Below are 12889 nucleotides of genomic sequence, written 5' to 3'. Positions count from 1 at the left end.
CATGGCGTTTCCTCTCGATCGACGCGGCCGTGGTTCGTCCAGCGACCGCCGCCGCGTGCCGTCATCGTCTGCGTGCCGCGTCGCGTTCGCGCGCGCCGCCGTCACTTGGTGCGATGCGCGGCGACGTACTCGGCAAGCGCGCCGAGCGTCGCGAAGATCTTCTGGTTGTCCGGATTGTCCGAGCGCAGCTCGAAGCCGTATTTCTTCGAGATCAGCAGCGCGATTTCCAGGATGTCGATGGAGTCGAGCCCAAAGCCCTCGCCATACAGCGGGGTCCCGGCCGTCACCGTTTCGAGCGGGACGTCTTCGAGATTCAGTTCGCCGATGATCAGCGTGGCGAGCTCTTGTTCCAGTGCGTTCATCATGCTTGCGGGCAGGCGGCGCATGGCAGCGGGAGGCACCCGGAAACGGCAATCGTCGTGCACGCCCGGCACGTGCGAAGCGCGCGCGAATCTCCGTCCCTCCGGCGTCTGCCGGCTTCCCCGCCTGCGTTATTGGGGGTCGTTTGTAAAAGTTACGCGGATTCTAGACGATGGGTATCGGCACGTATACGGGGATTGGTTACAGACTGAAGGCCCCCCGCCGCGGCCGGTTTCAGGCCCCGATCGCAGCAGACGCTTGAGCCGCTTCGGGCGGAAATGAATCGCCGTCGCGAAAGGTTCAGTGCGCTGCCATACATTCGGTTACAAAACCCGGCTGCGTCGACCTCGAACGGCCGCGCCGCGGCCCTAAAATGTGCGTGCACGACAGCCGGCCCGGACACGCGTCCCGGCCGCCATTCATATGATGTTTGACGGCCCGACGAATGCGTCCGGCCCCGATCCGTCCGATGTTTCCAGCAGCCATGCCGCGCCCGTCCATTCGTCTCGCCCCGGTTTGCCCGCCCGTCCGCCGCCGCGCCGCGACGGACGACAGCAGTGCGCGCACGCGCCGCGCGCCCGGAGCGCCGCGATGACCTCGCCGCTCGGCATCGCACGCGGCGTCGGCGCGGTCGCCGCAGTGGCGGCGTACCAGATCGGCGCGCACTACGCGGCCGCGACTCCCGGCGCGCACGGCTTCGGCCTCGCGATGGCGCTCGTGCCGCCGCTGCTGCTCGCGCTCGGCGCGGCATTGCGCTCGCCGAGGCGTGGATGGCTGGTGTCCGCATGGCTGCTCGCCGCGGCCGCGCTGTGGGCCGCGCGCATTCCGCTCGCGCGCCATTTCGAATGGGGCCTGTATCTGGAGCACGCGAGCTTCAACCTCGCGCTGGCGCTGCTGTTCGGCCGCACGCTCGCGGCCGGCCAGGTGCCGCTGTGCACGCGCTTCGCGACCATGATCCACGGCACGATCACGCCGGCCGTCGCGATCTACACGCGGCGCATCACGTTCGCATGGACGCTGTTCTTCGTCGCGATCGCCGCCGTGTCGACGCTGCTGTTCGCGACCGCGCCGATCGTCGCATGGTCGACGTTCGCGAACTACCTGTCGCTGCCGCTCGTCGCGGTGATGTTCGCCGCCGAGCATGCGTGCCGGCGCTTCGCACTGCCGCACGACGCACGGCCGAGGATGATCGACGCGGTGCGCGCGTACCGCGCGTCGACGCAGCCGTCACGATGAATTCATGACCGGCGCGGCGCCGCATCGCGGCCGCGCCGGTGACCGTCTCCCGCTTTCGCCGATTTATGCCGACTTACCCGCTGGTGTTCCATTCCTCGCCGGACCAGGTGATTGCCTGGCGCGACGGCACGCCCGTCAGCGTGCGCGCGTTCGTCGCCGACGTCGCGCGCGTGGCCGCCGCGCTGCCCGCCGGCGGCCACGTGTTCAACGTGTGCCGCGATCGCTACCGCTTCGCCGTCAGCCTGTGCGCGGCGCTCGTCACCGGCAGGATCAGCCTGCTGCCGTCGACACACACGCCGGAGATGGTGCGCCAGCTCGCGTCGTTCGCACCGGACGCGTTCTGCCTGCACGACGCGCCGGACTGCACGATCGACCTGCCGCGCTTCGCCTATCCGGACGCCGCACCCGTCGACCTCCCCGACGACGCGCCGTGCGTGGTGCCGCAGATCGACGCGTCGCGAATCATGGCGTACGTGTTCACGTCGGGCTCGACCGGCGCGCCGGTACCGCATCGCAAGACCTGGGGCTTCCTGGTCGGCTGCGTGCGCGCGGCGGCCGACCGCCTCGGCCTGCTCGACGGCCGCGCGGCCACGCTGATCGGCACCGTGCCCGCGCAACACATGTATGGCTTCGAGTCGACGGTGCTGCTCGCACTGATCGGCGGCCTCGCGTTCAGCAACCGCCAGCCGTTCTACCCCGTCGACATTCGCGACGAACTCGCCGCGATCCCGCAGCCGCGCGTGCTCGTCACGTCGCCGATTCACCTGCGCGCACTGCTGTCGGCCGGCCATGCGCTGCCGCCGGCCGCGCTCGTGCTGTCCGCCACCGCGCCGCTGTCGGAAAAGCTCGCGTGCGAAGCCGAGGCCGCGCTCGATGCGCCGCTCGTCGAGATCTACGGCAGCACCGAGACCGGCCAGATCGCGACGCGCCGCACGTCGCAAGGCGCGACGTGGCAGCTGTTCCCGGGCATCCGCCTCGACGCACGCCCGGCACATGACGCGCCGGGCCGCGACACCGCAGGCGACGACAGCGGTCCGACCGTGTGGGCGTCGGGCGGACACGTCGAAACCCCCGTGCCGATGGGCGACGCGCTCGAACTGCTCGGCGACGGCCGGTTCCTGCTGCACGGCCGCAAGGCAGACCTCGTCAACATCGCGGGCAAACGCACGTCGCTCGCGTATCTGAATCACCAATTGAACGCGATCGCCGACGTCGTCGACGGCGTGTTCTTCATGCCGGACGACGCCACGCCGGCCGATGCCGATGCGACCCGCGAACCGGTCACGCGGCTCGTCGCGCTCGTGGTCGCGCCGACGCTCGCCGCGGCCGACCTGCAGCGCGCGCTGCGCGAACGGATCGATCCCGCGTTCATGCCGCGTCCGCTCGTGTTCGTCGACGCTTTGCCGCGCAACGAAACGGGCAAGCTGCCGCGCGACGTGCTCGCCACGCTCGTCGCACGGCACACGCGCGCCGCAGCGGCCGAAGCGGGCGAGCGCGTCGTGACGGCTGCGCCGCTCGCGTTCACGATTCCCGCCGATCACCCGGCACTGCCCGGTCATTTCCCCGGTCATCCGATCGTGCCGGGCGTCGTGCTGCTCGACCACGCGATCGCCGCGCTCGGTGCGTCGCTGAACCGCCCGCTGCACACGTGGCGGCTGGCTTCCGCGAAATTCCTGAGCCCGGTCGCGCCCGGCGAGCCGCTCGATCTCGCGTTCGATGCAGCGGCCGGCGGCGCGATCCGCTTCACGCTGCGCGCCGGCGCACGCGACGTCGCCACCGGCGTGCTGTCCGCACCGGCCGCCGCGCCGGAGGGTGCACGGCCATGAAGCGCACCGCATGGGCCGAGCGCCAGGAACGCAGCAACGCGGCGTTGCTGCGCGCGATGACCTGGATCTCGCTGCGGTTCGGCCGGCGGCCGTCGCGTGTCGTGCTGCACGCCATCGCGACCTATTTCGTGCTGTTCTCGCCGGCCGCCTGCTCGGCGTCACGCGACTATCTGCGCCGCGTGCTCGGCCGTCCAGCGCGCTGGCGCGACGTGTACCGGCACGTATTCACGTTCGCGGCGACGATCCACGACCGCGTCTACCTGATGAACGGCCGCTTCGACCTGTTCGACATCCGGCTGCATGGCGAAACGCGGGTCGACGATGCGCTCGCCGGCGGGCGCGGCGCATTCCTGATGGGCGCGCACCTCGGCAGCTTCGAAGTCGTGCGCGCGATCGGCCGCACGCGTCCGGACCTGCGCGTCGTCGTCACGATGTTCGAAGAGAACGCGCGCAAGATCAACGCGACGCTCGCCGCCGTGAACCCGGCCGCGAAACCGGACGTGATTCCGCTCGGGCAGGTCGACTCGATGCTGAAGGTGCGCGAGCGTCTCGACGCGAACTGCATGGTCGGCATGCTCGCCGACCGCACGCTGCTCGACGATGCAGCAACCTCGATGCGGCGGCTGCCGCTGCTCGGCGCACCGGCCGCGTTCCCGCTCGGGCCGCTGTACATGGCCGCGATGCTGCGGCGCCCGGTGCTGTTCATGACGGGCCTCTATCGCGACGGCAACCGCTATGACGTGCACTTCGAGACGCTCGCCGATTTCTCCGACGTGCGCCGCGACGCGCGCGCGGCGGCCGTCGACGCGGCGCTCGCGCGCTACGTCGCGCTGCTCGACAGGTATTGCCGCGCGGCCCCGTACAACTGGTTCAACTATTTCGATTTCTGGCAGACCGGCACGGCCGCCGCGCGCCGCGACGATGCGCGCGCGTGCGCCAACCTGTCCGCCACGAGGGATTCCGACGCATGACCGCCGTTCTCCGCTTCCTGTCGCTGTTTCCGCTACCGTCCGCGCCCGCGCTGCGCCGCTCGGCGCGCACGTTCGCCATCACGGCCGCCGTCGCGCTCGCGCTGCCCGCGCACGCGGCCGACACCGGTTCGGCGTGGACCCTCGACCGGCTGATGTCGACGCTCGCGCAGCACAAGTCCGGACGCGCGACGTTCATCGAGACGAAGACGCTATCGATCGCCGCGCAACCGCTCGAATCGTCGGGCGAGCTCGTGTTCGTCGCGCCCGACCACCTCGAGAAGCACACGCTGAGCCCGAAGCCCGAACATCTCGTCGTCGACGGCGACATGCTCACCGTCGAGCGCAACAACCGCAAGTACACGCTCGCGCTCGCGCGCTATCCGGAACTCGGCGCGTTCATCGACAGCATCCGCGCGACGCTCGCCGGCAATCGTTACGCGCTCGAGCAGGTCTACAAGGTCGCACTCGCCGGTCGCGGCGACGACTGGACGCTGATGCTCACGCCGCTCGATTCGCGGATGCTGAAGGTCGTCAGCACGATCACGCTCGAGGGCTCGCGCGACGAGTTGCGCAGCGTCGCGATCCGGCAGGCCGACGGCGACCATTCGACGATGCGCCTGCAACCCGTCCCGGCGAAGTGATGGACGAGCGCACCCGGCCGACCGCCCCCGTCGCGCATCGCCCGTCCGCGTGGCGGCAGCGCGCCGTGCTCGTGTGGCTGGTTGCGCTCGTCGCATGCGGGATCGCGATCGCCCGTGCGCATTTCACGACTGACCTGTCCGCATTCCTGCCGAGCGCGCCGAGCGCCGGGCAGCGCGTGCTCGTCGATCAACTGCGTGACGGCATCGTGTCGCGGCTGATCCTCGTCGCGATCGACGGCGGCGATGCGGCCACGCGCTCCGCGCTGTCGCGGCGCGTCGCCGGCACGCTGCGCGCCGACCGGCAATTCTCGGCGATCAACAACGGCGAAGCGGTCAACGACGTGCAAGACCGGCAGTTCGTGTTCGACCATCGTTATCTGCTGAGCCCGGCCGTCTCGCCGCAACGCTTCAGCGCGGGCGGCCTGCACCAGGCGCTCGGCGACAGCCTCGACCTGCTGAGCTCGTCGGCGGGCCTCGTCGCGAAGGCGATGTTGCCGCGCGACCCGACCGGCGAAGTGACCGCGCTCGTCGACCAGCTCGACAGCGGCGCGCAGCCCGCGATGCGCGATGGCGTGTGGACGTCGCGCGACGGCACGCGCGCGGTGCTGGTCGTGCAGACGGCCGCCGCCGGCTCCGACACCGACGCGCAGGCGCGCGCGATCGACGCGGTGCGCCACGCGTTCTCCGCCGCGACGCAGACGCTGTCGAACCGCGCCGCGTACACGCTCGCGATGACCGGCCCCGGCGTGTTCTCGGTCGACACGCGCGACACGATCCGGCACGACGTCGAGCGGCTGTCGACGGCGAGCGTCGTGCTGATCGTCGCGCTGCTGATGACGCTGTACCGCTCGCCGCGCACGCTCGCGCTGGGGCTGCTGCCGGTGCTGACAGGCATCGCGGCCGGCATCGCGGCGGTCAGCATCGTGTTCGGCACGGTCCACGGGCTGACGCTCGGCTTCGGCACGACACTGATCGGCGAAGCCGTCGACTATTCGATCTACCTGTTCGTGCAATCGGCGCAGGTCGGCGCGCGCGGCACTGCGCGGCCTGCCGACGCGACGCGCGCATGGGTCGCCACGTACTGGCCGACGATCAGGCTCGGCGTGCTGACGTCCGTGTGCGGCTTTGCGTCGATGCTGTTCTCCGGTTTTCCGGGCCTCGTGCAGCTCGGGCTGTACTCGATCGCCGGGTTGACGGCCGCCGCGCTCGTCACGCGCTTCGTGCTGCCTCACCTGCGCGGCGAGCACGTCGCGATTCGCGACGTGTCGCGCGTCGGCGCGGTGCTCGCGCGTGCGGCCGCCGCGGCGCCGCGGCTGCGCTGGCCGCTCGCCGTGCTCGTGCTCGCCGCGTGCGCGACGCTCGTGTTGCATCGCGACGGCCTGTGGAGCCGCGAGCTTGCAGCGCTGAGCCCCGTTCCCGCCCGCGCGCAGGCACTCGACGCACGCCTGCGCGCCGATGTCGGCGCGCCGGACGTGCGCTACCTCGTCATGATTTCCGCGCCGACCGAACAGGCCGCGCTCGAACGCGCGGAACAGGTCGCCGCGCAATTGCAGCCGCTCGTCGATCGCGGCACGCTCGCGGGCTTCGAAAGTCCCGCGCGCTATCTGCCGAGCGAAGCCGCGCAGCGCGCGCGCCAGGCGAGCCTGCCGGACGCGGACGTGCTTGCCGCGCGCATGCGTGCGGCCGTCGCGAACCAGCCGATCTCGGTCCGGCCCGAGCTGTTCGCACCGTTCATCGCCGATATCGAGACCGCACGCCGCGCGCCGCCGATCACGCGCGCGGACCTGCGCGGCACGTCGATGGCGCTCGCCGTCGACGCGCTGCTGACCGAGCGCGCGGGCCGCTGGAGCGCGATGTTGCCGCTGCGCGCGCCTGATGCCGCACGTACCGCGTCGGCGGCCACGCCGGCGCTCGATGCCGCGTCGATCCGCGCGGCGGTCGCGCGCGCCGGCGTGCCGGATGCGCTGTTCGTCGACATGAAGGCCGAGGCCGACCGCCTGTACGTGAACTACGTGCACGAGGACATCCGGCTGTCGCTCGCGGGTTTCGCGGCGATCGCCGTGCTGCTGCTGATCGCGCTGCGCTCGCCGCGTCGCGTCGTGCGCGCGCTCGCGCCGCTGGTCGCGGCCGTGCTGGTGGTGACGGCCGGCTTCGCGCTCGCCGGCGTGCCGCTGACCATCCTGCATCTCGTCGGAATGCTGCTGATCGTCGCGGTCGGCTCGAACTATGCGCTGTTCTTCAACAAGCGCGACGACGCACAACCGGTCACGCCGCACACGCTCGTGTCGCTGCTGATCGCGAACCTCGCGACGGTGGCCGGCTTCGGCCTGCTCGCGCTGTCGCGCGTGCCGCTGCTCGAAACCTTCGGGCTGACCGTCGGCCCTGGCGCGATGCTCGCGCTCGCGTTCGCCGCGATTCTCGCGCCACGCGCCGCAGCGACGAGCAGCGCTCGTCCCAACCTGACAGGAGCCCGCGCATGAATGCGCCGTCGTCCGTTCCACCGCGGCAGCCCGGCGATGCGCGCCGCTGGAAACCGACGCCGCTGATCGCGGGCACGGCGGCGCTGCACGCGGGCGCGCTCGCGGCCGTCGTCGCGCAACCGGCTGCATGGCCGTGGGCAGCCGGCGGCGTGGTCGCGTCGCATCTCGCGCTGACTGCCGCCGGCCTGTGGCCGCGCAGCGCGCTGCTCGGACCGAACTGGACGCGCCTGCCGGACGGCGCCGGCCGTCGGATCGCGTTGACGATCGACGACGGCCCGGACCCCGACGTCACGCCGCGTGTGCTCGACCTGCTCGATCGTCACGATGCGCGCGCGACGTTCTTCTGCATCGGCGATCTCGCGCGCCGCCATCCGCGGTGGATAGAAGCGATCGTCGCGCGCGGCCATGCGGTCGAGAACCACAGCCAGCGGCACCGGCATACGTTCTCGCTGTCGGGGCCCGCCGCGCTGCGGCGCGAGATCGCGGCCGCGCAGCAGACGCTGACCGAGATCGCCGGCACGCGCCCGCGCTTCTTCCGCGCGCCGGCCGGCCTGCGCAATCCATTTCTCGAGCCGGTGCTGTGCGAGCTCGGCCTGCAGCTCGCCAGCTGGACGCGCCGCGGCTTCGACACGCGCGCGAGCGACGCGGACATCGTCACGCGCCGCCTGCTCGACGGTCTGGCGCCGCGCGACATCCTGCTCGTGCACGACGGCCACGCGGCACGCGACGCGCGCGGCGAACCGGTCGTGCTCGACGTGCTGCCGGCGCTGCTGCGCGCCGCCGCCGATGCGCAGTTGCAGTGGACCACGCTGCGCGCCGCGCTCGCGCCCGAATCGCCCGCCCAGCCCGGCACGCCGGCCCCCCCGTTTGATAAAATCTGACCCTGCCCGGCGCGCCCGCCAGCCCTGCTGCGGCGCCCGTTCCGGCCACCGGATACGACCCTCGTGAAACCTCTCCTGCTCTCGCACTTCACCGCCACCAGTTGCATCGGCAGCGGCCTCGATGCGACCGTCGACGCGCTGCGCAACGCACGCGGCGGGCTCACGCCGTGCGACTTCGAACGCGCCGATCTCGACACCTGGATCGGCGCGGTGGACGGCGTCGATGCGCATCCCGTGCGCACGGATCTGGCCGACTTCGACTGCCGCAACAACCGCCTCGCACAACTCGGCCTCGTCCAGGACGGCTTCGACGCACGCGTCGCGGCGGCCGTATCGCGCCATGGCGCCGCGCGCGTCGGCGTGTTCATCGGCACGAGCACGTCCGGCATCCTCGAGACCGAACGCGCGTACGCGCAACGCGATCCGGCGAGCGGCGCGCTGCCCGCAGGGTTCCGCTATGCGCACACGCACAACCCGTATTCGCCGGCCGCGTTCGTGCGCGCGTATTTCGCGCTGCGCGGGCCGGCGATGGCGATCTCGTCAGCGTGTTCGTCCGGCGCGAAGGTATTCGGCTCGGCGCGCCGGATGATCGAAGCGGGGCTGATCGATGCGGCCGTCGTCGGCGGCGTCGATTCGCTGTGCCTGACGACGCTGTACGGCTTCAATTCGCTCGAACTGCTGTCGCGCAGGCCGTGCCGGCCGTTCGACGTCGCGCGCGACGGCATCTCGATCGGCGAAGCGGCTGCGTTCGCGCTGCTCGAACGCGTGCCGGATACACGCGCCGCGCTCGACGACGACGCGATCCTGCTGCTCGGCATCGGCGAATCGAGCGATGCGCATCACATGTCGTCGCCGCATCCGGAAGGGCTCGGCGCGCGCATCGCGATCGAACAGGCACTCGCATCGGCCGGCCTCGCGGCAGGCGACATCGACTACGTGAACCTGCACGGCACCGCGACGCCCAGCAACGATGCCGCCGAAAGCCGCGCCGTCGGCGCGCTGCTCGCGCGCACGCCGTGCAGCTCGACGAAGGGGGCGACCGGGCACACGCTCGGTGCGGCCGGCGCGCTCGAAGCGGTCGTCGCCGCGATCGCGCTGCGCGAGCAGTTCGTGCCGGCCGGCGTCAACACGACGCAGCCCGACCCGGCGCTGGCCACCGACTACGTGCTCGCGAGCCGCGCGGCGCGCGTGCGTGCGGTCCTGTCGAATTCGTTCGGATTCGGCGGCACGAACTGCAGCCTGATCCTCGGCCGCGCCGAGCATGCCCGCCGCCGGGAGCCGACATGACCCTCACCGCCTTCATCGAAAGTGTCGGCCTCGTCGGGCCGGGATTGAACGACTGGCCACACGCGGCCGACGTGCTCGCGGGCCGCGCGGCCTATGCGAGCGCGCGCACCGTGCTGCCGCCGCCCGCCAGCCTGCCGCCGGCGGAACGCCGCCGCACCGGCCCCGTCGTGCGCGTCGCGCTTGCAGTCGGCCTCGAGGCGGCAGCCGCGAGCGGGCGCGATGCCGCCACGCTCGCGACCGTGTTCAGCGCGTCCGGCGGCGACGGTCAGAACTGCCACGCGATCTGCGAGACCCTCGCCGGCGACGATCGCCACCTGTCGCCCACCCGCTTTCACAACTCCGTGCACAACGCGCCGGCCGGCTACTGGAGCATCGCGACCCGCGCGATGGCGACGTCGAACGTGCTGTGCGCTCACGACGGCAGCTTTGCCGCAGGCTTGCTGGAGAGCCTGTGCCAGGTCGCGGTCGATCATGTGCCGAGCCTGCTGATCGCCTACGACACCGACTATCCGGAGCCGCTGCGTGCGGTGCGACCGATCGTCGACGCATTCGGCGTCGCGCTCGTGCTCGTGCCCGACGCGAGCGAACGCACGCTCGCGCGCATCGACGTGCAGCTCACCGACGCGCCGGCGACGACGCTCGCGAACCCCGAACTCGACGCGCTGCGCACCGGCAATCCGGCCGCGCGCGCACTGCCGCTGCTCGACGCGCTCGCCGCTCGGCACACGGCGAGCGTCGTGCTCGACTATCTGGACGATACGCGCGTGCAGGTCGATATCGCGCTGGCGAATCCCACGGCGGAGCACGCGCAATGACGACGCCGACGCCTGCGCTGACGACGGCAACGCTCGATCGCGCATGGATCGCCGCGCACATTCCGCACGAAGGCGCGATGTGCTTGCTCGATCGCGTCGAAGCATGGGATGCCGTGCGGATCCGCTGCAGCGCGACGAGCCATCGCGATCCGCACAACCCGCTTCGCTCGCACGACCGGCTCGCATCGGTCTGTGGAATCGAATACGCGGCACAGGCGATGGCCGTGCACGGCGCGCTGGTCGGTACGCAACACGCGCAGACGGAACCTGCGCGGCCGCGCGCCGGCTATCTGGCGAGCGTGCGCAACGTCGACGCGTTCGTCGATCGGCTCGACACGTTCGAGCTGCCGCTGATCGTCGACGCCGAGCGCATCGGCGGCGACGACCGCTCCGTGCTGTACGGCTTCACGCTGCGCTGCGGCGAGCGCGTGCTGCTCGGCGGCCGCGCCGCGGTGATGCTCGATGCATCGGCGGCCGGCGTATTCGTTCCGCCGCCTGCCGGCGGCGCGGACCCTCGATGACTAGCCCCAAGGAAACCAGGTCGTGAAAGTACGTCAGTTCATTTGCACCGCGTTCGTTCTCGCGCTGATCAGCCCGATCGCGCACGCGGACATGTCGGAAGTGAAGCAGGACATCAAGCGCGATTCGAAAGAAGCTGCGCACAAGACCGGCGAGGCCGCGCGAAGCTTCGGCCACGCAACCGCGAGCGCCGCGAAGACGGTCGGCCACGGCATCGCGCACGCGTCGCGCGAGGGCTGGGATGCCACCAAGCGCACGACGAAGCGGATCTTCCACAAGAACGATTCGGGCGAAGGTTCGGCGAAAAGCAGCGATTGAGCGCGGGCGTTCCGCGTACCGCACACGAACGCGCGCGAGGCGGCACGACGCGTGAACGCGCCGTTGCCGCACCGCCTCCGTCAGCGCGCGCCGCTACGCGTGCGACGCGCCGGCCCGCGCGCGAGGCGCTTGCCATACGCGACGAGCCAGCAATCGAGAGGATCGAAGTTGCGCAGCAGCCGCGCACGGCGCCGCTCGAGCCAGTGAAGCGCGATCGCCATCGTCAGCGCGACGGCCAGTGCCGAGCCGCCGATCGCGAGTCCCATCCAGGTGTCACCCATGCCTCCTCCGGAATGCGAGGCCGGGGCGGCGCGCGTGCCGCGACGCGGTAGTCGGAGCGCGGGCGCACACGGCCCGCCGCATGCGCGGCGAACCTGCGTCCGTGATCCGTCACCGCGCGCGTGCCGCGCCATCCCGGCGCTGGATACAGCGGAAGCACGGCCCGGGCGCGCGCGCGAACGCCGCCCGGGCCGCCGCACGTCAGTGCATGTGCTGGCCGCCGTTGATCGCGATGTTGGAGCCCGTCACGAAGCCGGCCTCCTCCGAGCACAGATACGCGATCAGCGCCGCGACTTCCTCGGGTTGACCGAGCCGTCCCGCCGGAATCTGCGGAAGGATCTTCGTATCGAGGATGTCCTGCGGGATCGCCGTCACCATCTTCGTCGCGAGGTAGCCCGGCGATACCGTATTCACCGTCACGCCCTTGCGCGCGATCTCGAGCGCGAGCGATTTCGTGAAGCCGTGCATGCCGGCCTTCGCGGCCGCGTAGTTGGTCTGGCCGACCGAGCCCTTCGAGCCGTTGACCGACGAGATGTTGACAATGCGTCCCCAGCCGCGCTCGACCATGCCGTCGCAGACCGGCTTCGTCATGTTGAACACGGAATCGAGGTTGGTGCGGATCACCGCATCCCAGTTGACCTTGTCGAGCTTGCGCAGCGTCATGTCGCGCGTGATGCCCGCGTTGTTCACCAGGATGTCGACCGGGCCGACGTCCCGCACGATCGTGTCGATGCACTGCTGGCACGAATCGTGGTCGGCCACGTCCACCGGATACGCATGGAATTCGCGGCCGGCCGCATGCATTTCCGTCAGCCAGCGACCGGCGCCCGCGTTGTTCGGCGAATACGTGACGACGACCCGGTGGCCCGCATCGTTCAACCGGATGCTGATCGCTTCGCCGAGGCCGCCCATTCCACCAGTCACAACTGCAATTCGCTTAGTCATCCTATAAGTTACCGACAAAAAGGTAGTCAATGATGCGGAGCGACGGCATGGCACATGCTGCCGCCCCACCGCTGCGATGCGCTGGCACCCGCAAGGCGGGCACGGCGCACCGGTACATCACGCTTGTTGTTGGTTGCTTGTTCCGCGCGAAGGTTGCTGCGCACGCGGGTGGCACCGGCCGGCGCCGCACGCGTGCAATATCGTCAGACCCTGCTCAACCGCGTTCGACCGCGAGCGCGACGCCCATCCCGCCACCGATGCACAGCGACGCCAGCCCGCGCTTCGCATCGCGCTTGACCATCTCGTGCAGCAGCGTCACCAGGATCCGGCA

At 70.9% G+C, this 12889-nt stretch carries 14 protein-coding genes; 10 read left to right on the top strand and 4 right to left on the bottom strand.

The window, feature by feature from the left end; genetic code table 11:
• Positions 1-101: 101 nt before the first annotated feature.
• On the bottom strand, positions 102-386 hold the full coding sequence (locus DIE11_RS02270; protein ID WP_124621269.1) for a phosphopantetheine-binding protein: 285 nt from the start codon (positions 384-386) through the stop codon (positions 102-104).
• Positions 387-951: 565 nt separating this feature from the next.
• On the opposite strand from DIE11_RS02270, the gene DIE11_RS02265 reads away from it, so the two are divergent.
• From DIE11_RS02265 to DIE11_RS02220, 10 genes are all read left to right on the top strand, one after another.
• The gene (locus tag DIE11_RS02265; protein ID WP_124621267.1) at positions 952-1596 is read left to right on the top strand and encodes a hypothetical protein; all 645 of its coding nucleotides are present in this window, start codon (positions 952-954) and stop codon (positions 1594-1596) included.
• 65 nt (positions 1597-1661) lie between these two features.
• Positions 1662-3422, top strand: coding sequence for an AMP-binding protein (locus DIE11_RS02260; RefSeq protein ID WP_124621265.1), 1761 nt, complete (start codon positions 1662-1664; stop codon positions 3420-3422).
• Positions 3419-4393 carry an acyl-CoA synthetase gene (locus DIE11_RS02255; protein ID WP_124621263.1) on the top strand — a complete coding sequence of 325 codons (975 nt, stop codon included), beginning with the start codon at positions 3419-3421 and terminating at the stop codon, positions 4391-4393. Before DIE11_RS02260 ends, DIE11_RS02255 begins: the two co-directional genes overlap by 4 nt.
• Complete coding sequence (locus DIE11_RS02250; protein WP_124621261.1) at positions 4390-5034, top strand: LolA-related protein; 645 nt, start codon at positions 4390-4392, stop codon at positions 5032-5034. Before DIE11_RS02255 ends, DIE11_RS02250 begins: the two co-directional genes overlap by 4 nt.
• The gene (locus DIE11_RS02245; protein ID WP_124621259.1) at positions 5034-7514 is read left to right on the top strand and encodes an MMPL family transporter; all 2481 of its coding nucleotides are present in this window, start codon (positions 5034-5036) and stop codon (positions 7512-7514) included. Before DIE11_RS02250 ends, DIE11_RS02245 begins: the two co-directional genes overlap by 1 nt.
• Positions 7511-8395, top strand: coding sequence for a polysaccharide deacetylase family protein (locus DIE11_RS02240; RefSeq protein WP_124621257.1), 885 nt, complete (start codon positions 7511-7513; stop codon positions 8393-8395). Before DIE11_RS02245 ends, DIE11_RS02240 begins: the two co-directional genes overlap by 4 nt.
• A 63-nt stretch (positions 8396-8458) precedes the next feature.
• Positions 8459-9682, top strand: coding sequence for a beta-ketoacyl-[acyl-carrier-protein] synthase family protein (locus DIE11_RS02235; protein WP_124621255.1), 1224 nt, complete (start codon positions 8459-8461; stop codon positions 9680-9682).
• The gene (locus tag DIE11_RS02230; RefSeq protein WP_124621253.1) at positions 9679-10497 is read left to right on the top strand and encodes a beta-ketoacyl synthase chain length factor; all 819 of its coding nucleotides are present in this window, start codon (positions 9679-9681) and stop codon (positions 10495-10497) included. The genes DIE11_RS02235 and DIE11_RS02230 overlap by 4 nt, the downstream gene beginning before the upstream one ends.
• Entirely contained in the window at positions 10494-11018 is a 525-nt protein-coding gene (locus DIE11_RS02225) for a hotdog family protein (protein WP_124621252.1), read from the top strand. Before DIE11_RS02230 ends, DIE11_RS02225 begins: the two co-directional genes overlap by 4 nt.
• Positions 11019-11040: 22 nt before the next feature.
• On the top strand, positions 11041-11334 hold the full coding sequence (locus DIE11_RS02220) for a hypothetical protein (RefSeq protein WP_124621250.1): 294 nt from the start codon (positions 11041-11043) through the stop codon (positions 11332-11334).
• Positions 11335-11414: 80 nt separating this feature from the next.
• On the opposite strand, the gene DIE11_RS02215 is transcribed toward DIE11_RS02220, so the two are convergent.
• From DIE11_RS02215 to DIE11_RS02205, 3 genes are all read right to left on the bottom strand, one after another.
• A complete protein-coding gene (locus DIE11_RS02215; RefSeq protein WP_059683846.1) occupies positions 11415-11615 on the bottom strand; it encodes a hypothetical protein in 201 nt (66 codons plus the stop codon).
• A gap of 199 nt (positions 11616-11814) precedes the next feature.
• Positions 11815-12558 carry an acetoacetyl-CoA reductase gene (gene phbB, locus DIE11_RS02210; protein ID WP_124621248.1) on the bottom strand — a complete coding sequence of 248 codons (744 nt, stop codon included), beginning with the start codon at positions 12556-12558 and terminating at the stop codon, positions 11815-11817.
• 214 nt (positions 12559-12772) lie between these two features.
• Positions 12773-12889, bottom strand: a 117-nt coding sequence (locus DIE11_RS02205; RefSeq protein WP_143289751.1) for a hypothetical protein, incomplete at its 5' end; no start/stop codon positions are given.

It is taken from the genome of Burkholderia sp. Bp9012 (genome assembly GCF_003853825.1).
Taxonomy (GTDB): domain Bacteria; phylum Pseudomonadota; class Gammaproteobacteria; order Burkholderiales; family Burkholderiaceae; genus Burkholderia; species Burkholderia diffusa.
Note: the sequence above shows the minus strand (reverse complement) of the source record. Positions and strands in the feature narration are given on the sequence as shown.